We start from the raw sequence: 20,502 nt of genomic DNA on the forward strand, positions 1-20,502 counted from the left end.
CAATCCTCGTCGATATCTTCCAGCCAACTCTCTCTGCATAGTCTTCTGTTCTGTCCCTTACTCTGTCCTCCAGGAGTCTGCCGAGGGTATTGCCGAGTGCGCTCCGTTCCTTGCTGGCAATGGAGAAACCTTCGTCCATCTTGCTTATCAGTGCCTCGAACTTCCTGTCGTGTTCCTCAAACTTCTTGTTGGCTGCGGCGAATCCATCATCCATTTTCCTGATAAGTTCATCGAACTTCCTGTCGTGTTCCTCAAACTTCTTGTTGGCTGCGGCGAATCCATCATCCATTTTCCTGATAAGTTCATCGAACTTCCTGTCATGTTCCTCAAGTCTCGATTCATGGGCATCAAGACGCCTGTTGACAGCTTCAAAACCCTCATGCATTTCTTTGATGACTTGATCGAATTTCCTGTCGTGTTCCTCGAGTCTCGATTCATGGGCATCAAGACGCCTGTTGACAGCTTCAAAACCCTCATGCATTTCTTTGATGACTTGATCGAATTTCCTGTCGTGTTCCTCGAGTCTCGATTCATGGGCATCAAGACGCCTGTTGACAGCTTCAAAACCCTCATGCATTTCTTTGATGAGTGCATCGAACTTGCCGTCAAGCTCAAGGAATCGCGCATTTGCCTCTTCAAAAAACTTCTCCATTGTCCTCTCGAATGAGTCAATTCTGTCCCCTAGTGCAGGGTTTATTACCACTCCGAACTCTCTGGCCATATCGGGGTTTTCCCTGAGGAAGTCTATTATTTTCCTGACTTCATCCCTGGAGATATCCATCATTGTCAATATCACGGCAGGAAGGATATTTAGTTATTCCCCTGGGGTGACAGAAATGCAATCTGGAAGCGATCTCGGATGGCGTTGCGCACTCCACGAGGTCACCGCGCAGGTTGAGTCCCAATCCGGATATTTCATCCCATCAGCTCTTGCTGTATTTCTGAAGCCATGCAATTAACATTGCTCACTGACAATGCCAATAATTAGATTAACGGCATTCCGATTCATAAGTCGCCTTGATAACCAGGACAGTCATCTCTCCAGACCGTTCGACGAAACAGTCATTCGAAAATGTCACGGACGTTGACACCAGCAGTGTCAAGGGATCAATCGTCTGGATTGATTGCGACGTCATCGACGAAAGTCTGCTGGAGTGGCTATCGTCAAAATTCCATCTAGATCAGTATTCTGCCGAGGACATCCGGAAAGGCGGCCAGCGTGTGAAGGTTGAAGATTACAGAGAGTACACATTCTGCACGGTCAAGTCGCCGCTGGCGTCCTCCGAAACCCCCCCTGCTTCTGTTTTTTCTGAAATTTTTGCTCTATTTTCAGACACGTGGATAGTCACCATACATCGCGGTCCTTCCGATACAATCAAAAGCGTTATGGATGCCGTGGCAAACAGGGGGCTGTCGCCTCTTTCGCCAACTCCGGCAAGCGACCTTGTCTATTACATGATAATTGACTTTGCCACCGACGCATTCATTGATTCACTGACAGCGGTGGAAGACGATATTTATGCGCTGTCAGATGAGGCCGAGAAATTCATTAACTTCAGGAAAAGAGGACTGGAGGACGTCAAGGAGCTTATGCTCTCGCTTTCCAGGATAAGAGCACGGCTGATAGCACTGAGGACAGTTCTTTCGCAGGAGAGGGATGCTCTCGGACAGATTATGCGTGGTTCAATCCCCTATGTCAGGAACGAAACACTCCGCAATTTCAGGGATGTTCACGATCACTCCTTCCAGCTTGTCGAACTCGTCGACTCTTATGTGGCGCGCGTAAATGACGTTCGCGACCTGTACTTCAGCCTGCGTTCGGCTCTCACAGACAACATCATCAAAGTACTGACGATTGTCGCTACCATCTTCCTGCCGCTCGCGCTTCTCGCCGGCATATACGGCATGAATTTCACCCACGGATACAACGTGCCGGGGAGTTCGTCTCCCTATGGTTTCTATATCATGATCATCATCATGACTGCAGTCGGACTGATCCTCGTCGGCGCATTCCGCAGATATGGCTGGATTTAGCCTCTGTATTCAGCAATCCGGACAGTATGATATATCAAGCGCATCAGGATACTCCAACAGGCGAATTGTGTATGGTCTCTGATAGACAACCTGTCTGTGCATAGTCGGCAGTTTTCGTTATTCAAGTGAGGATGTGGAAATTCAACACAGCCCCAATTTCAGAAACTATATTTAGCAAGCGTTGTACGACGGGCACCTGAAGGTGTGATGGGATGACTTTCAAACACGCATTGAACTCGATTAGCACGATGGACAGACATCGTGCCAGCGGATACAGAAACGAACGCCTGGAAACAGAGTGATAAAGTGTACTTGCTGTCTTTAATAGTGTCACAGGCTATTGCTGCACTTGGCACGCTGATACACGAGTTGAGAAGCATCCACAGCCTGGGAGCAGTATCGAGCATCGGCATGAATCTTGGCACCAGGTACGGACCAGAAATTCTGGCGCTATACGTGGTTGACAGAACATTTAGAGCCATTGCTTCAAAGATGTCCCTGTTGTTCAGGCGCCTATCGGGGCGTAGCAAGGCAGGAAGCGATGAACGGTCAAATAGTCAGGAGATTTCATAAGGTATGGACGCACTGGAGTTCTCTCCGGTAACCGGTGATAAAACTGTTTGCTGCACGATTTGCAAGGGACATTTGTGAAGCACCATGATCTGACGGTGGTGACACAATTTCGATAATGAATGTGGACAGGATCCGCAGCTGGCGCGGCGCTCAGTTACTCTGGAAGCACAGAATTGCGATTTATGCGGCGGGAATTCTCTCGCTGGCGCTGACTTCAATAAATTATGCTTATGGCTACGCTTTCTTCCCCGCCCTGTACGCCGGATTCGCGACCATACCGATTTTCCTCACTCTCGCGTTGAGCTTCATCGCACCCGCTATGAAAATGAAGCCGCCGTCATTTTGATTCAACACGCGGTGGCATTGCGAGAAGGCAAGGCGCGTGTTATGCAGTCAGGTCTGTCGATTCTGCAGCCAGGAAGACTGTGTCAGTGAAATGACACAGGATGTATTTGACGAAACATGCCCGACGGCAACAGAGACAAACGAATACACGCTTCCGATATCAGTGGATACTACGACTGATACACCATTGCTCAATTCAGATGTTCCTGTAGTGTTGGCAATCAATGTTCTGCCGTACATGCGGATAAACAGTGTTGCAGAACTGGGGCCCGACAGGTTCAACTCGTACAGGCCATTTGCCAGGCACAACCGAAAAATGGGATCGCCTCCATGTCCAATCTGCATCGATTGTTTTGCGCTATATGGTACGAAATATCGTATGGCACCTGTGTAGCCCTTGGCAAGCAGTATGCAGTTTCCTGCTTCGGCCATTATTCCATACATGCCTGTGGAAAAGAGGGTATTCACCCAGTACAACATATCACCCTCAGTGCTGCCGTTAATGTTGACGTAGAAGAATCTCGAATGCGGGTCGGTGATGACATAGTCGGGCAGATAATTTCCCCTGTACACGCCGGGTATGGTGGAATTCGCTCTCTGCGCGAGCGAGGGCATATTGTTCTGCATCAGCACCGATGCGTTGCGCGGGATGAGCGAAATCATCTCCGAAAGCTCGTTGTCCACGGCGCCGGGCATTACATTGTGCAGAAACAGGTAATTCCCATCCGGCGGTTTCGGCAGATATGCATTTGCAGGGCTGTAGGGGAGCAGGAAGGCTCCAGACACCAGAATGAGAGTTATGAAGAGCGATGCAGGCTTCACACTGATTTTCCTCTTTGTCGAAACGCTTATTGTCTTACCCTTCATTTTCGTCATGCCGAGGATTGCGGCAAGCAGGTATCCCGGGGCATACATCGCGGCGTACTGATAGTAGTATGGTGTGAAATTGTTCAGATCCGTGCTGAAGAGCGCGAACAGGCTGTACGGCACAGAGAGCAGCATAAGCACAGAACTTTTCCTTGCAAAAACGATTAAGGGCAAAATGGGCAATGCAAGAAAAAACAGTTTCCATGACAAGTCATACGAGAGCGCGGAAGCAGCAGCATAAAGCGTCAGTCTGAACGGCACATATTTTAGCAGAGTATCGGGGCCGAATATCACCACCACACCGGAGAGGAAGAGCACGGGGAGTGCTGCCAAAGCAGCATCGAATCGCATAGAAATGCGGTCGTTGTCTCTCGGAAATACCGGAACCCTTCCACAATTGAGCCTGCGATCATCGTATATGAGAATGCAGCCGGCAAGAGCGACCACGACCGGTGCAAGAGCATCGGTCGTGCACGACAGTCCCAGAAAAATTGCAGAGGGCCATGCCCGCCCGCTCATGCGGAAGTAGAGGCCGGTGAAAAACAATGTGGGAAAGAGTGCCATGAAATGAAAATCGAACCAGTTGATGCCTGCAATCGGAAAATACAGCAGGTAGCCCAGGGCGACCGTCAGAGCTTCCCTGCCGCGCAGGAACCTCTTTGCCATGAGGTATATGGGCACCGCCCCTGCGCCTATCCAGAAGCTCTGAAACGTGAGCAGTGCAGCCTGACTGGGATAAATGTAGTAGAAAGGCGCCAGCAGCAGGTATATTGCCTTTTCAGGCACCATTACAAAGTGGCCGTGGAACACAGACCACAGCAGATATGAACTGACGCCGAGGTCGTAAACGGTCGCGTGGTACGTATCCAGTTTGGCTATTGATATCAGGGACCAAATGAGGCCATAGGCAATAGCAGCCGACACTGCAACGACTGCGAATCTGTCTCTTCCCCTCAGTCGCATCGCTGCAGATGTTGTTTTCGTGAAAGGCCAAACTGGCGATAACAGCATCCTAACTGTATGTCCGAAATTGCTGATAATTCTTGCGGTATTCGTATCACGGCTTCGGTTCTATTTTCGTTTGCCGGGAATAGTACAGTGATTTATTATTTGATAATCTGCATAAAGAGGCTCTTATCACTGCAAATAGCACTGTGCCATAACCTGCATTTGGCGGGCAGAAAGCTGTTTTCCACAGTTGCGTCACCTGCACGTTTTTGTCGCTTAAGCGCTCTTGTTCCGATGATATTGTTTCACAAAATGCAGAGGCATCAGTCTGAATCGACCCCTGTGAATGAATCTGCATGGACCTTTCTGGAACCGCATCAAGCTGTTCCATCGCGCGTCTCAGTGGCAGAAGACTCTCGCCTTGCAGCTCGACGGAAGGAAAGCATAGAGTTTCTGTCTCCTCTCATCAAACGCGAATGTGTGTGCACCCCTTTCAGTCTTCAGTTCCTGTACAATCTTCACTCCTGCCGTGTCAATAACCTGAATCATGCCCTCGTCCCCGATTGCACAGTAGAGCTCTCTGTTCTCAGGATTGAACCAGACGACATCGGGCGCGCCAGCTATCTCAATCTTTGCCTCCTCTACACCGGAACGGAGGTCAAACGTGACGAGCTCCGCAGAATCGCAGGCAACAAAACCGCGGTTTGACGTGGCGTCTATTGCAAGTCCATGCGGTCCCTTTCCGGAAATGCCTATGAACGCAGACTGTGTTAACTGAGCGTCCGTTCCTGTTTTAACCACACACACTCCCGCAGGCTCTCTGATGTTTACGAGAAACCTGTCCCTCTGCACGTCGTACGCACACCATCTTGGTCTGCCGGGGAGGCTGAATGTGGATATCGGAGAACTCCCGCCCGGATTGAACAGGCGCAGGATGTTATCTTTCACATCTGCGACTGCAACGTTCTTTCTCACACTGTCCCATGCGATGCCGTTCGGACTGCTGCCTGCATCAAGAATACGAATGGTTCCGAGTGAATTCGGTTCTATCACGAGCACCTTTCCCGTTGCTCTGGCTGCTGCGAACACCATCTCTTCACCTGCGGCGCACAGGACACCGCTTGCCTCAGGACAGGATTCCACCGTCCCAATGTGTTTGAGGCCGATGCCGTCTACGACTTCGACCGTGCCGGCAGCTGTGTTGGCAACGAACACCCGTCCTGAATGCAGATGAACGTCTCCGTGGTCGTATTCGCCTTCTCCCTTTCCGGGTAAATCAATGTCCTTCAGCTTTTTCAGCATCTAATGCCACTTCCTTCGATTCGTGAGAAACAGATCACTCAAGTATGGGGCAATTGCCAAGGACTACTTTGCGTGTTCCAGCTCTGCCTTCTTGCTCAGTCTGAGCTGACAGTATCTGTACATTGCATCATAGAACGGGAATTGCAGTCTCATATTCTCATGATCGTTGGATGCGATGTCCCTGAAACCGAGCGCAGCTGCTTCCAGACCAGCCGATTCCGGCGGGGCATCAGGTATGTCCGCATCCGCGCCCCTGACAATCCTGGCAAGTTCAAGCAATGCCTGATCCTTGAGCCCGTACTTTTTTATGATGGCATCGAAACTTACATACTCCTTTCCGCCTTCCTCGTAGTGCGTCAGTTCCACGCCTGGCGCATCAAACGGAATAGCTTTTTCCTTCGCGGCAGTTTCCGCTATTTTCTCCTTCGGAACAAAAATGAATTCGGCATCCCTGTCTACAAATCTCTTAATCACCCAGGGGCATGCTATTCTGTCAACCTTGGCCTTCTCTCTGGTTACCCACTTCATACCGCCAGGTATGGAAATGCCTGTATATTTTATTGTGCGATCGGAAGCCCTGTCAGCGTTTCCCTGATATCCCAAAAGCCTCAAGACTTCTGTGCCTACTGTACTGCAATCAGGACACTATCGGCAACCGGCGCGGCGATTACATGTGTGACTGCAGCGCGCAGCCTTTGCAGCGGTTGTGAAGCAGCCGGAACACCGATGAAAATCCGGTAGGGTCACTGTCAGATTTCATCCCCTCAATGAATTGAGGGGTCTTCCTGCCTGTTTTTTGCGAAAACATTCACGGTATGTCCACTCTTCCTTTTCACTGTGGGCATTACTGGCATTAAATGAAATTCGTTTAAGCCGAGTGCTCATTCCCCACGGGCTCTACGTTTTTCATCCGCAAGCAACTGTACAGTCCGGGCGAAATGATTGTCGTGGAGCACATCAGTGGATGCAAAGTAATCTGCAAGAGTCCGTGCCAGTTCTTTGACCTTGTTTGTGCCGAAAACACGAACTCCATTTTCCTGTTCGAGGGACGGAAGTACCAATTGAATTCTCCTGGAAGGGAGGGAGAAACTGAAGAAGATGTAACACGATTGCGGTTGCGAACCTCTCGGACCGTTCCTGAGCAAATCCATAACCGGGATCATTTCCCGGAACAGTTTCACCCTTTCCTGCAGTTTCGGAAGGACTTTCGCATGGTTCATTTCCGCGGGCCACCCTGTATCTATCCATTCCAGCACGTCGCAACCGACATACCTGTGCGTTGTGGATGAAAAGCCCACCGCCGCAATATCCGGATGTTTTCTCTCGAAATGCCCCACATTGTGTAGAACGGCGTCGCAGCCCTCCATGCCGACGAGATAAGCTGCAAGGAAGTGCTCTTCAAACGTAACCGCGCGATCTGTCTTTACGCGGTCCAGACCATCGTCAGCGACTTCACTGTCCCTGTCCGTCAAGGCAATTCACCCGCGCTCCTGCATGTGCCGGCTCGTGATGCACATAAACACATCTCCTCTTCCGCATTTCGAAGAAGAAAAGAGAGAAGATGCCCATCAAACTGCCGGTCGCTTACAGGGCCCATCGCCTGCGGAGCAAATTCTGTGACAGAAAGTGCTGCGATTTCACACAATTTTGAATGCCGCAATGGCCTAATAGAAATTTTACATTTATCTTTCCGTGAAATGCCCTGTATGTCTTGAAAAGACTGAATGGACTGAAGGCGCAGAATTTGCCGGTGTAGCCTCACACATGCTGGCTAATGCGAAACAGGCTGACGGCGAGCATGCCATGTGGCTTAAGAGGTATGCCGGTCATAAGGAAACTGCTGAAACCGATCTGGAAGCGCTGCTGAGCAAGCTCTATGAAACCGACGGCAACCCGAAGAGATGGATATTGAACCGTCTCATTGAAAGAATATACACCTCCCCGCCACACCCGTTTATTCAGAGGCTACAGCATCCGGACAGGAAGACAATCTACGGTTATGTGATGGAACATCACCATTTTCTTGTCCAGTGGGTGAGGTGCTGTTCGTCGATAATTTCGCGCACTGATCTGGAGGATGTGCAGCTTTATGAGATAGATAATATTGTCTCAGAGTTCAGGGGAAATCCGCCTGAACAGCAGTCGCATCACGAGCTTCTTCTCAGGATGGGTGAGAGCATAGGTGTTGACAGAACTATTGTGTATTCAACCAAGCCACTCCCCGCTACAGCAAACTGTCTGGCATGGTGGAATCGCATAGCAAATGAATGCAGCTGGATTGAAACGATGGCTGCAATGCACACGCTCGAACTCACGGCAAACCCCGAAATAAAGAAATTGGGCTCAGACATGACTTATTTCGATCCGGCCATTCTTGAGGACAGAAAATATCCCGATGCAGTCAAGTCCTTCCTTTATGAGGGTTACAAGGCAGATGCCGGTCACTCGATGGAAGCCCTGGATCTTATAGTGAAGTACTGCAACACAACGGAGCTACAGCATGACATCCAGTCAGTAGTGTACAAAACTGTGAAGCTCCTGGATGACTATCTCATGGCAAGGCTTGAGAGGGGCGAGATGCTTGCAGATTAACAACATTCACGGATGCGCGCTCTGCGATGCCGCATGGGGAGAATACTGGGAGGAGGTTGAAAACGAAAGGATGCGCTTCTGCTGCGACATCTGTGCTTTTGCATTCAAGAATATGGTAGGTGAAGTCAAGAAGTCTGCTCACTGGCCGCGTCTGGAAAAAATAGAGATCCAGGGAGACAATACGATTGGCAGGAAGTGTCTTGCCGCCTATAATGGAAACGAATTCAGGTTTTATATCAAGTTCAGCAACGATGGCAGAATATCTGATTTCCACAGATTGTGATTGTTCCATAATGCAGGCGTGTCTGTAATTTTGTGTTTTATGAAACACAATTTTTCACTTTTTCTTGTCACCCACCATGATTAATCTGAAATGTGCTGAACGACTATTATTTTGTAGTATGTTATAAATCCTTACAAATTTGTAATACAATACAAACATCTTAAAATATGTACTGTGATGCAAGTTTATGGAAGAAGATGACATATTGAAGATGCTGGACTCATGGAATTCTTGGAATCGCGGTACAGATGCAGGCTTGCCCAGAGACTTTTATGTTGACCGAATAACAGGTTTTCTAACAGATCCAGCGATATCAATCGTCATCGAGACCGGAATCCGGCGAGCCGGCAAGTCCTTTATTGCAAAACAGGTCGTAAAGAGACTTGTTGAAGAAGGTTTTTCAAAAAATCGGATTCTGATTATCAACCTGGAGGATGAACGGCTAATGGATAGAGATTACCGCCTCCTGCTTGAAATGTATGATGTTTACAAACATAAGATGAATCCAAATGAAGGCAGTATTGTAATCATAGATGAAGCGCAGGAAGTTGATGGATGGGAACGCTTCGTGAGAGGTCTGTCGGAAAGGGGCGAAGCGAAGTTCCTGATTACCGGCTCCTCGTCAAAGCTGTTGGACTCGGAATATGCCACTCTTTTGTCCGGCAGACATATTGTAGTTTATGTGCACCCGCTGAACTTGCATGAATATAAGCAGTTCAGAGGAAAAAGTGATGTCTCCGTCGATTACCTCAGGGAAGGCGGTTTCCCGGCAGTAGTTCTCTCTGGCAGAAAGCCTGACCTGATAATCAATTATTTCAATACTATAATTCTAAAGGATGTAATACAGAGGTTCAGGATACAGAAGCAGGACATTCTCATACGGCTCGCAAAATTTTACATAACGAGCATAGGGTCAAAAATAACTTTCAACAGCGTTTCAAAATTTCTCAAATTGCCTGTGAAGACTACATACAACTTTTCTCTGTGCCTTGAAAAATCATACCTGATATTTTTTGTTGACAGATTCTCATTCTCCATAAAAGCTCAAAATAACAGCCCGAGAAAGGTGTACACCACAGATAATTCGTTTCCCGCTGTGCTTGGTATCAATCCTGTTGAAATCAAAGGCAGACTGCTGGAGAATAGTGTGGCCGCAACGCTTTATTTGATTTCCAGGCACCATCCTGAATTCCACTTCTACTACTGGAATGAGAACAACAATGAAGTGGACTTCATAATCAAGGATAAACAGAATTATGAGATTGTACAGGTGGCCTATTCTGTGAAAGAGGAGCGAACAAGGACCAGAGAGGTAGAAGCTCTGCTGGACTGCGCCGCCAGACTCAACGTTGGCAAAGCCGAAATAATTACAATGGATTACACGAGTGAAGAGCTGGTCAACAATATTGGTATAAAATACGTTTCAGCTTCAGATTGGATCGAAAACAAGTTGCAACAATATGGGTTGAATTAAGCCTGCAATGGAAAAATCCATCGATATTCCAAAAACTCATCCGTGGGTCGGGTTATTGCAGCTCTGCCCTGGAGCAGACCAACGTCGAAGTGTGTTTTTGCTGCATCTACGCTCATGATCCGTGTAATCTCGCTATTTTCAATTGCAAGACTTCTGGTATCCACACTGCTCCCAGAAATTGTCAGTCTGGGCGGGGAAGGAAAAGTTGGCAGTGCCAAAACTGAAAGACTAAAAAACGCCTGATGCATCTCTTGTGCCGCAAATCAAGGGTGAAACAGAAAAATGGCGGAAACAATAGGGCAGATAAGATGCACACTGGCTGAGGGTCCGCTATGGGACTCACGAAAGAATAAGCTTTACTGGGTTGATATCATTGGGGGTAAAATTCATTCATATGATGCTGATGCAAACACATTCGAGTCATTCAACGCAGGAAAGTTCGTCAGCTGCATTCTGATCAGGCAGAGCGGCAGTTTTCTGATTGCCATGAAACATTCCGTCTACTCTCTGGATTTACACAATGGCATTGAAAAGTTGGCTTCTCTTGACTATGAACCTGCGAACAACAGGTTCAACGACGGAAAATGTGATGCTGCAGGAAGGCTGTGGCTCGGGAGCATGGACATGGATGAAAAGAGACCAACCGGCAGCCTCTATCTGATTGATGAGAATCTGGATGTGCAGAAGAAAGCGGGAGGTCTCACAGTATCAAATGGAATTGCATGGTCTCCGGATAATACAAAGATGTATCACGTCGATTCTCCGACAAGACGCGTCTACTCCTACCGCTATGACCTACTGAGCGGCGAAATTTCCGATAAGGAAACGCTGATTGAGATTCCGCCCGGCGAAGGATTTCCCGACGGAATCACAACAGACACTGAAGGCAACATATACGTCGCCCAGTGGGGAGGATACTGTGTGTCAGTCTGGAATTCTGGCGGAGCACTCATAAGGAAGATACCGATACCAGTTCGCAACGTTTCTTCATGCGCGTTTGGTGGAGTCGATATGCGCGACCTATTCGTGACAACGTCTGCGTTCGATCTAAGCGGAGAGCATCTGAAGGAGGAAAAGCTGAGCGGAGCGGTATTCAGGGAGAGAAATGATATCAGGGGTACAGAGTCAACGCCATTTAAGGGCTGACTAGCTCTGCAGACAGGATTTCTCAGCCCAGGTTGAAAGCATAAATGCAATTCAGCGCGTCCGGAGAATGAAAACGATGAATTATGTAGTGAGTTCGGGAGAAATGCTGATTGATCTGACGCAATTGGATCGCAGAGGGCATATTATTTTTGAAGCGCATCCCGGCGGTGCTCCGGCAAATGTAGCAGTGGGAATAGCCAGACTCGGCGGCAAATCACGCTTTTTTGGAAAACTCTCCAGAGACTTTTTCGGCGATATGCTTCTGCAGACACTGAAGAAAAATGGCGTTGATGCGGGTTTTGTTCCGGACCGATCGGAGAGGCAGACCGCACTAGCCATTGTTATACTCGACAAATCAGGGGACAGGAAATTTGTATTCTATCATGACAGGAGTGCTGACACCAAACTTTCGCCGGTAGATGTTACGGATAGGATTTTTGAAGATGCATCCGTCTTCCACCTTGGATCCGTTTCGATGGCTACGGATCCTTCAAGAAGTGCTATGATTGAACTGGTCAAGAGAGCAAGATTGGCGAACTGTCTGGTTTCCTGCGATCTCAATATTAGAGAGAATTTGTTTTCTGAGAAGGAGGATGTAGGCGCTACACTGAAGTTTCTGCTGTCAAATTCAGATATTTTCAAGTGCAGCGAAGAAGAACTTCACCTGCTTGATTACGGTCCAGACGGATATAAATCACGAGATAACGCAGGCGATTACGGCGAACGCTGGATCCGCAACTGCATAGACCATATACTTGCCGCAGGACCCGCGCTTGTAATCGTCACCAGGGGAAGGCAGGGTGCTGTTATCGGATGCGAAGACAGCACTGTGAGCGTTCCCGCCTTCAGGGTGAGGGCAGTCGATACGACAGGTGCCGGCGATGCCTTCACAGCCGCATTGCTTTATCGGCTTGTCAGGGACGGTCTGGCGGTTTCTTCCAGCATCCGCGATATTCCTGAGGACACATTGACGGAACTCGGCGCTTTCTGCAATGCTGCTGCCGGATTCAGTTGCACACGTTATGGCGGAATCGATTCCCTGCCGGCCATCAGAAACGTGTCAGGGATTCTTAAGTCAGCTAAATGATGGATCAGTCCCTTTCGAAGATGAGCCGTCTCTCACGTCATCCGTTGCGGATATCTCTTTCCCTGCATTCGTTGAATTTTTACTTCCTTCATATCAAAAACCGGCAGATCAGTGTCCTCAAAAAACCATAGTTAAATAGTAAAATTAACTCTCCAACACCGGCAGTGTTGTCAATGTCTCCTGCAGATGAAAAGCGCCTGAATTCTCTGGCATTCTTGAAAAAATTCACGTACAGCAGCCTCATGCAGAACTATATCCCGTTCCCCATGGACACGAAATTGTGTTCCGGATGGGCAGAGGGAATCCCGACTGAAGGTCACACCATAATGTACACTTCCATGATGTACCAGATGGCACCACTTTTCAGGAGATACGAAAAGCTTCTTCCAACCATTTCAAAGATGAAGGGGATTTCACAATTTGCAGGGATCGGGAAGTATTTTTACAAACCTTCAAAGACCGAGATTGAGAGAGCATATCGCATTCTCCGCAACATCGCATCGATGCTCAGAAATTCGGGGGTTCAATTCGCTTATCTGTATGATGAGGAGCCATACAGCGGCGCGCTGCTTCTGGAACTCGGCATGATTGACGAGTTCAGGGAATATGGGAAGCACCTGCTGGACTTCTTTGGAAGCAGGGGCATCGAAAGGCTGATAACCGTTGACCCCCACACCACAAATGCGCTGTCCAGACTCAGGGAGTATTACGGATCTGGCATTGAAATTGTTCCATACCTCTTTCTTCTGAAGGGCGCAAAGGCTGAAGGCGAATTTGTCCTTCACGACTCCTGTCTGTACTCAAAACATCTTAAAATGTACGAAAGTATCAGGCATTTCATCAAGGACAGCGGACTCAGACTGGTGGAGGACAGAATGGTCACAGGCAGGGAGACAGCAATGTGCTGCGGTTCACCCGTGGGGGTTGTGAGCCCGGAGCTCAGCGAGAAAATAGCCGCTCGCAGGGCAAAAAAACTGACTTCTGTCGGGAACAGGGTGATGTTGATGTGCCCCATGTGCTATCAGAATCTTTCTCCTCACATTCAGAATGTTTCGGATCTTGCGGAGGTGATTCACTGACAGGTAATTGGGAAGTTGCGCTGGAGAGATCGACGGCGAACAACGTTCCCGGCGTATGGAACGTTCTTGAAAAATATCCATACATTGAGAACACCCGAAAGAGCCTGAGAGCGGCAAAAATGAAAGTTATTGAAAACATGGAGGTTTACCTGAAGCAGGCGATGGAATCTGTATCGAGGAGCGGCGGCAAACCGCATTTCGCAAGAGATGCAGGAGAGGCTCTGCAGATCGTCGACGGTATTATAGGGAGCAGCAAACACATCATAATGGGCAAATCCAGCGTTGCGTTTGAAATTGGTCTCAGAAGGCATCTGGCAGAAGCCGGGCGGGACGTATGTGAAACGGACTTCGGCGAGTTTCTCCTTCAGATTTCGGAAGAGGAGCCGTCTCATATAATCACTGTCGCACTACACATGACCAGAGAGGCCTTCGGCAGGAGCATTCATGATAAACTGCAGAAATCTATAAACGAAAATTCATCAGCGCCTGAAATGGCGGCAGTGGTGAGATCGTTCCTCGCCGACAAATACCAGAAGGCGGAAATCGGAATTACCGGCGCAAATGCGGTTGCAGCGGATACGGGCTCCGTTGCACTGGTGGAAAATGAGGGTAACATAAGGATGACCACCGTCAAGCCGCCGATTCACATAGTTGTGACCGGTGTCGACAAAATAGTTCCTACAATGCAGGACGCGTTCAACGAGATAATGGTTCAGTCGGCGTATGCCGGTTCCTATCCACCCACTTACATAAATTTCACAACGGGACCAAGCTCAACGGGCGATATCGAATCGGAAATAGTGAGGCCCGCTACAGGTCCTAAGGAAGTACATGTGGTCTTCATCGACAACGGGAGGATGGAGGCTGCCAGAGACCCGGTTCTCAGGCAGTCTCTGCTGTGCGTGAGATGCGGAAGATGTTACTTTGCGTGCCCCGTATACGGCATATTGGGAAAAGACTGGGGAAAACCGCCATACAGCGGACCGACCGGTGTCATGTGGCATTCCGTGGTGACAGGCGACAGCTCCTTTGCGCATCTTTGCACACATTCGGGAGGGTGTATGGAGGTCTGCCCTATGGATATAGATATACCAGGGGTTATGGAATACCTCAAGTGGAAGGACATCAGGGAAAAGACGAAGTGACAGGGAAGGTGTGTGCTCATGGATGTTAATGGAAAGGTGGTTGTTGTAACGGGCGGTTCGAGCGGGATAGGAAGGGCAATCGTGGAAGGGCTGATGAACCGGGGGGCAATGGTGGTGACTTGCCATCGCGGCGATACTCATGGTGCTCGTGAACTTGAGGATTTTGCGTCAAAGAATGGATGTGCTGAGAAACTCGAAATCGTCGATGCCGATACGTCAAGAAAGGATACTTCTGAGCTACTGCGCGGACTGGCGGTGGAAAAATTTGGAGGCCTGAACGGCTGGGTGAACAACGCGGCCATACAGCTGCTGTCAAAATCCGAGGAACTGGATGAAACAGAATGGCACAAAATACTTTCTGTGAACCTAGACGGCTATTTCTTTGGCTGCCAGGCAGCGGCAAGACACTTCATTTCGGCACATTCCGCCGGAAGCATTGTAAACATCACGTCGGGTGTAAATCTGCTGGCAGTCAAATTCCTCGCAGCTTATACCGCATCCAAGGGTGCAGTTGCTTCTCTGACGAGATGCCTGGCTGTCGAGTGGGGGCGCTACGGCATAAGGGTGAATTCACTTGCACCAGGTGCCACGGACACGCCGCTGAATAAAGACCTTTATACGGCTGAAGTGAGAAGGATATACAACGACAGGATACCGCTGGGACACATCGCTTTACCGTCAGAAATCGCAGATGCTGCGATTTTTCTGATTTCGGATGATAGCAGGTACATCAGCGGGCACGAACTGGTTGTTGACGGCGGCCTGAATTACAACGGCACTGTTTACCAGCCGATCGGATAGACGGATCGCATTCGCAAAACGCTCGCGCAGTTTCAACCGAAGGTGTTTTTTATCTTCTCCCTGAGGAATGATACGGAATTCAGCAAATCTGCCTTCCCATTGACCCCGTCCTCGATGGATATCCAGCCTCTGAAGTCAATTTTTTTCAAAACAGCAAAGATCCTTTCGTAATCTATGAGGCCCGTTCCGATTACGCCGTGCTCCAGCGATTCCGGATAACCGACACCGGTGTATTTCTCGAGATCCTTCAGCGAAAAGCCGCTCCGCAGGTGCCTGTCGCTGGCATGCATCGTCAGGATGCGCTTTCTGAAGCGGTTCAGGACGGCAAGGGGGTCCTGTCCGGCAACGAGTGCATTGGAAGGGTCATAATTTACCCCGAACCATGGAGAGTGAATGCTGTCGACAATCTGCCCGAAAATGTCCAGCGACTGTGCGAACTCGGGGTATATCCATCTTCCGTCCTTGTAGTGATTTTCCATCACGAGATGCACGCGGTGCTCTTCCGCATATGGAAGGAGCTGCTCGATTGATTCCACAACCCAGCGTATTCCGTCATCCCTTGATACTTCAGGACGTCTCTGACCGGAAAGGACTCTGCAGGTTCGTATCCTGCTCCCGGTCTCAGACGCCGACATGACTCTTATCCAGAACAGCATCGCATCGATCTGCTTCTGCCTGTAGTCTTCGTCTGGATGTGTGAAATCCGGGGAGGTGCACATCATTGGCACCCGCAGTCCCCTGGACATAGCATATTGATGTGTTCTGAGGACGTCAGCTTCGCTCGCTTTCCTGTAAAAATACGGGTACATTTCAACACCGTCAACAGACAGCGAAGATGCTTCGTCTATCCAGTTTTCAAGTGATCTCTTTCCGTCACAGAGGTCATCGAAATAACCCTTCGGAAATGCAATCAGACCCGGTCCGCTCATTCTAATCTCTCCATTCAGGCAGAATGAGGCCGCTTCACGAGCGACACGACTTCCCTGAGGACATTCCGTATTTCTACTGATTCTGATGCGGGCGAGAAGGAGTGGCCGTCTATAACCAGTGGGGCGCCGACAACAACAAGAGGTGCTCCCAGGGCAGGGAGTTTCGGAAGATCCCTGACCGAAAGACCGCCGACTGCCTGAACGGGGCAGTCGACTGCATCCACAATTTCCTGCAGGAAATCGACGGGGCTGCCGCCGTTCTCTCCCCTTTCATCGAATCCGAGATGCGCAATGACCACATCTACGCCGGCATTCTCGAGTTCACGGGCGGCTGTCGCCCTGTCCCTTCTGCCGAGTATGTCACCCATCACGAAAATACCGTAGTGGCGTGCAGCCCGTACTGTTGCCCTCACGGTCGCAGGATGGCCCGCAGCCATCACGACGACAAAATTGGCTCCTGCCTTAGCCATCATTTCCGTTTCGAGGTAGCCTCCATCCATAGTTTTGAGATCGGCAACTATCGGGACATCAGGAAACCTCTTCCTGAAATGAGAAACGGCATGAAGACCTTCACCCAGCAGCAAAGGTGTACCCACTTCGAGCCAGTCAACGCCTGACTCGATTGCTATCTGTGCAATCGGATCGGCATCTTTTATCGTTTCGAGATCAAGGGATACCTGAACGGTCGGTTTCCTCAGATCTTCCCTGGTGAGCGTCACAGTATCAGGACTCCCTTGACAATTCTCTTCTTTTCCATATCATCAAAGGCATCCTTCCACCTGTCAAGTGGATACAGCCTGACAATCTTTTCCGGCTCCAGTTTCCTGATTCTGAGCAGTCTCAGAACCCTCTCCCAGGTCTCCCAGTTATGACTGAATGACCCGTGAAGCTCAACAGCTTTTGAAACAATCTGGTCAAGGTTAAATTCAGGAACGTCAGGACCCCATCCAACCTTCACAATCCTTCCTCCAGGCCTTATGACATCGAGCGCAGTCTTCAGCGTTGCACTGACTCCCGAAGCATCAATCACAACATCTACACCGTCGCCCCAGCCAGAATGACTCAGTGCCTCCACTGTCGTATGGGCATCATCGAAAATCATGTCAGCGCCGGTTTCAGAAGCTGTTTTGAGCCGCTCCCCGTCTGCAGGCATTCCAAGCACCGCAATGCTCGCCGGAGATCTCAGCATCGCAACCTGAAGGCAGAAGAGTCCTATGGGACCAGGTCCGATTATAAGAACAGTGTCGGCAGGTTCGATTTTTCCGATCGACGATGTGGCGTTGAAAGCCACACAACTCGGCTCTGTTAGTGCAGCAGAAACATCGCTGACTTCGTCGGGCACCCTGTGCAGTATCTCTTCTCTGGCAATCAGGTATTCGGCCATGCCGCCGTCTGTCAGTGCTCCGAAGCCCATCCTGCCTGAACAGAGATTGTAATTTCCCTTCCTGCAGTTATAGCATCTTCCGCAAACATGGAATGCAGTCTCGCAAACCACTCTGTCTCCCACCTTGAAATTTTGAATTCCACCCCCTGTCATGTCGACTATTCCCATCAGCTCGTGTCCCAGAATTACAGGCTCATTCCTCCGATACGATTCCGTTCCGTTGTACACGTGTATGTCGCTGCCGCACACACCAACGGCCTTCATTTTCAATCTCACTTCCATCTTTCCGGGTTCCCCGGGGTCGTGTACGTTCCTCAAGAAAACTTTTCCGGAACCATGCGATTCGGAAACTATTGCCTTCAAATTCAACACCCGCGTTGGACTAGACGTGTCACATAGAATAATATTTCTGGAAACACCAGGTTCTGAATGCAGTCACAATGGACAGCTCATTGGCGGCAATGTGATGATATTGCAGGAAGGGTCCTCTGCCGCACGCCATTTGAAAATTGCATCGCGGTTTTACCGGAATTGAATGTTCCGCGAGGCGACTATCAGACATATTGTAAGGAGCTCTTCGCAATGAGCATTCGTACGCAACACCGAACCGCTCAATTGAAGGGCTGAACTCATATCAAAAACTCGTCAAAAACGTATCAAGGCCCATTAAAAAAATTGCAAGTCCTGATGTCAGCTTTGGAACAATTTTTACATCGTGGAGAAACAGGTTAATATAGCTATATTAAAATACGGGGCAGGGTGAAATATTGACGCAATCTGCGAGTGGTAACGAAAAACGTGGGAATAAGAGAATAGTGTGGGCGTCAATCGTTGTGGTGGTAGTTATTATTGTTGTAGTAGCTGCCTCTGCCGCCGTCATATTGTCCAAACCGCCCACTAAGAAGAGCAACACAGTTTACTTCTACACCTGGTGGGGTCCCACCAGTGGTAGAGCTCTGCAGAATCTGACAGCAGCATTCCATAAGGCATATCCGCAGTACACTGCGGTGCCTACGGTATCTCCCGGCGCGGGAGGCACAAACGCGAAGTATGCAATACTCACGTTAATCAAGGCGAACGATCCGCCTAATACATTCCAGACGCATTATGGGCCTGAAATGCTGAGTTACATAGAGGCTGCTCCAAGTGGAGCGAAGTCGTTCGTTAACTTTACCAGCTATGTTCAGAGCAACATGGCAAATAAAGTCGTTTCACCCGTTCTTGCTGCCGGAACCTACAACGGAGTTACATTTTCGCTGCCTGTGGATGCGCATCAGGGTGCACAACTGTTTTTCAATCCTCAGCTTCTGGCGAAATACAGTCTTCCGATACCAAATAATATGTCTACACTCGTGAATGACACCATAGCCCTTGGCAGCCATGGCATCAATGCCTGGGTAATTCCCGGCGGAGACGGCGGATGGGATCAGCTCAATGTCTGGGAGAATGCTTTCCTCGCGTATGGCGGCAACACGATGTACGATGAGCTCATGTATGGAACTCTTAACACAAGCAGCCCTAGTGTTATGCATGTCCTGAACGAAACGAATGCAGCATTCTTCACATTTGAGAAATACAGCATGCCGGGCCTTGAATCAGACAGCTGGCTGCAGGCACTGCCCTATGTGCTGAGCGGTAAGGCAGCTTTCTACACCTCAGGCAACTGGGTACTCGAATATACAACGGATTATCTCCATGTCCTCGTTTATCCGGCAACCGCACCGTACACTTCATGGACGAACCTTACAATGCTCGATCAGTCGTTCCCCGGAACGCAACACTACTGGGTGCTTGTTACAGATTCAGTGGCAGTACCGTCCGGCCCGACATCAACACTTGGTCTGACATTTGCGAAGTATTTCTCATCATATGCCGGTGACACCGTATTCACAAAGACAAAGGCGGTAACATTCTACAACAATGTTACATCCAACTACTACGCGACTCAGGCGCAGTGGTACAGCTACAAGACACTTCTCAACACGAGTCCGTCCAATTTCGTCTACCAGCTGTCGGATGGAGGATTGTTCGACAATGTTTTTGCCTCATACACCTCCGCAATGACCGCCCTTTCTGAGATTGGACCTTCAGATCTCGCGGCATGGAACCTGACACTCGCAGGCGGTATCAGCAGCGAACAATCACAATGGATGGCTGCCAACTCTCTTGGCTATGGATACATGGGTTTCCCCGGCCACCCGTTCGGAGGATACGCCCCGCCATGGGCCTCAGCAGCAGTTTCAGGCGTTGCAGCGCATCCGAACAGTGCGAGCACCGTAAACGCTAGCGGTGCAAAGTCCCCGACTGCAGGCAACCACATACTGAAACCGACGAAAATCCATTATGTCCAGATATCACTGACTTCTGTGACATTGCTGCAGAAGTTCTACATAATGGGCGTCAGCTCGGTAACCAAGCCGCTATAACCCCCCGGCCGTAACTGTAAACCCCAACAAACCACTTTCTTCTCTTTATTTTATCGCCCGACTGCACCGATGGCTGACACACTGGGC

The 20,502-nt window shown here is 49.4% G+C and carries 20 protein-coding genes; 12 read left to right on the forward strand and 8 right to left on the reverse strand.

The annotated features are described in order from the left end of the window. Positions 1–784, reverse strand: a 784-nt coding sequence (locus tag KIS30_05245; GenBank protein MBX8646147.1) for a hypothetical protein, incomplete at its 3' end; no start/stop codon positions are given. Between the two features lie 233 nt (positions 785–1,017). Here KIS30_05245 and KIS30_05250 point away from each other — a divergent pair. The 3 genes from KIS30_05250 to KIS30_05260 all read left to right on the forward strand — a co-directional run bounded on the left by KIS30_05250 (position 1,018) and on the right by KIS30_05260 (position 2,953). Beyond that, positions 1,018–2,034 carry a magnesium transporter CorA family protein gene (locus KIS30_05250; GenBank protein ID MBX8646148.1) on the forward strand — a complete coding sequence of 339 codons (1,017 nt, stop codon included), beginning with the start codon at positions 1,018–1,020 and terminating at the stop codon, positions 2,032–2,034. A gap of 261 nt (positions 2,035–2,295) precedes the next feature. Further along, the gene (locus KIS30_05255) at positions 2,296–2,607 is read left to right on the forward strand and encodes a hypothetical protein (protein ID MBX8646149.1); all 312 of its coding nucleotides are present in this window, start codon (positions 2,296–2,298) and stop codon (positions 2,605–2,607) included. Positions 2,608–2,722: 115 nt separating this feature from the next. Continuing rightward, positions 2,723–2,953 (forward strand): hypothetical protein, encoded by a 231-nt coding sequence (locus KIS30_05260; protein MBX8646150.1) that lies wholly within the window; start codon positions 2,723–2,725, stop codon positions 2,951–2,953. 47 nt (positions 2,954–3,000) lie between these two features. Here the strand turns inward: KIS30_05260 and KIS30_05265 are convergent, their stop codons facing one another. The 4 genes from KIS30_05265 to KIS30_05280 form a co-directional block, all read right to left on the reverse strand. Further along, positions 3,001–4,830 (reverse strand): DUF2079 domain-containing protein, encoded by a 1,830-nt coding sequence (locus KIS30_05265; protein MBX8646151.1) that lies wholly within the window; start codon positions 4,828–4,830, stop codon positions 3,001–3,003. 336 nt (positions 4,831–5,166) lie between these two features. Beyond that, positions 5,167–6,069, reverse strand: coding sequence for a hypothetical protein (locus KIS30_05270; GenBank protein ID MBX8646152.1), 903 nt, complete (start codon positions 6,067–6,069; stop codon positions 5,167–5,169). Positions 6,070–6,132: 63 nt separating this feature from the next. Beyond that, positions 6,133–6,597 (reverse strand): chromate resistance protein, encoded by a 465-nt coding sequence (locus KIS30_05275; GenBank protein ID MBX8646153.1) that lies wholly within the window; start codon positions 6,595–6,597, stop codon positions 6,133–6,135. 353 nt (positions 6,598–6,950) lie between these two features. Beyond that, positions 6,951–7,541 (reverse strand): hypothetical protein, encoded by a 591-nt coding sequence (locus KIS30_05280; GenBank protein ID MBX8646154.1) that lies wholly within the window; start codon positions 7,539–7,541, stop codon positions 6,951–6,953. Between the two features lie 220 nt (positions 7,542–7,761). On the opposite strand from KIS30_05280, the gene KIS30_05285 reads away from it, so the two are divergent. The 8 genes from KIS30_05285 to KIS30_05320 all read left to right on the forward strand — a co-directional run bounded on the left by KIS30_05285 (position 7,762) and on the right by KIS30_05320 (position 15,676). Further along, on the forward strand, positions 7,762–8,661 hold the full coding sequence (locus KIS30_05285; GenBank protein MBX8646155.1) for an iron-containing redox enzyme family protein: 900 nt from the start codon (positions 7,762–7,764) through the stop codon (positions 8,659–8,661). Further along, entirely contained in the window at positions 8,612–8,944 is a 333-nt protein-coding gene (locus tag KIS30_05290) for a TA0938 family protein (protein ID MBX8646156.1), read from the forward strand. The genes KIS30_05285 and KIS30_05290 overlap by 50 nt, the downstream gene beginning before the upstream one ends. Before the next feature lie 187 nt (positions 8,945–9,131). Next, positions 9,132–10,418, forward strand: coding sequence for an ATP-binding protein (locus KIS30_05295; GenBank protein ID MBX8646157.1), 1,287 nt, complete (start codon positions 9,132–9,134; stop codon positions 10,416–10,418). 282 nt (positions 10,419–10,700) lie between these two features. Continuing rightward, the gene (locus KIS30_05300) at positions 10,701–11,564 is read left to right on the forward strand and encodes an SMP-30/gluconolactonase/LRE family protein (protein ID MBX8646158.1); all 864 of its coding nucleotides are present in this window, start codon (positions 10,701–10,703) and stop codon (positions 11,562–11,564) included. Between the two features lie 76 nt (positions 11,565–11,640). Then, positions 11,641–12,651 (forward strand): carbohydrate kinase, encoded by a 1,011-nt coding sequence (locus KIS30_05305; GenBank protein ID MBX8646159.1) that lies wholly within the window; start codon positions 11,641–11,643, stop codon positions 12,649–12,651. A 173-nt stretch (positions 12,652–12,824) separates the two neighbouring features. After that, a complete protein-coding gene (locus tag KIS30_05310; protein ID MBX8646160.1) occupies positions 12,825–13,730 on the forward strand; it encodes a (Fe-S)-binding protein in 906 nt (301 codons plus the stop codon). Then, on the forward strand, positions 13,727–14,875 hold the full coding sequence (locus KIS30_05315) for a lactate utilization protein (protein MBX8646161.1): 1,149 nt from the start codon (positions 13,727–13,729) through the stop codon (positions 14,873–14,875). Before KIS30_05310 ends, KIS30_05315 begins: the two co-directional genes overlap by 4 nt. An 18-nt stretch (positions 14,876–14,893) precedes the next feature. Then, a complete protein-coding gene (locus tag KIS30_05320) occupies positions 14,894–15,676 on the forward strand; it encodes an SDR family oxidoreductase (GenBank protein ID MBX8646162.1) in 783 nt (260 codons plus the stop codon). A gap of 32 nt (positions 15,677–15,708) precedes the next feature. Here the strand turns inward: KIS30_05320 and KIS30_05325 are convergent, their stop codons facing one another. The 3 genes from KIS30_05325 to KIS30_05335 are packed head-to-tail and all read right to left on the reverse strand — an operon-like array spanning position 15,709 to position 18,352. Continuing rightward, a complete protein-coding gene (locus KIS30_05325) occupies positions 15,709–16,605 on the reverse strand; it encodes a sugar phosphate isomerase/epimerase (protein ID MBX8646163.1) in 897 nt (298 codons plus the stop codon). A gap of 14 nt (positions 16,606–16,619) precedes the next feature. Continuing rightward, a complete protein-coding gene (locus KIS30_05330) occupies positions 16,620–17,303 on the reverse strand; it encodes an orotidine 5'-phosphate decarboxylase (GenBank protein MBX8646164.1) in 684 nt (227 codons plus the stop codon). 17 nt (positions 17,304–17,320) lie between these two features. After that, positions 17,321–18,352 (reverse strand): zinc-binding dehydrogenase, encoded by a 1,032-nt coding sequence (locus KIS30_05335; GenBank protein MBX8646165.1) that lies wholly within the window; start codon positions 18,350–18,352, stop codon positions 17,321–17,323. 404 nt (positions 18,353–18,756) lie between these two features. On the opposite strand from KIS30_05335, the gene KIS30_05340 reads away from it, so the two are divergent. Next, positions 18,757–20,415 (forward strand): extracellular solute-binding protein, encoded by a 1,659-nt coding sequence (locus KIS30_05340; protein MBX8646166.1) that lies wholly within the window; start codon positions 18,757–18,759, stop codon positions 20,413–20,415. The last annotated feature ends 87 nt before the right edge of the window (positions 20,416–20,502 follow it).

The organism is Candidatus Sysuiplasma acidicola (assembly GCA_019721035.1).
GTDB classification, from domain to species: Archaea; Thermoplasmatota; Thermoplasmata; order Sysuiplasmatales; family Sysuiplasmataceae; genus Sysuiplasma; species Sysuiplasma acidicola.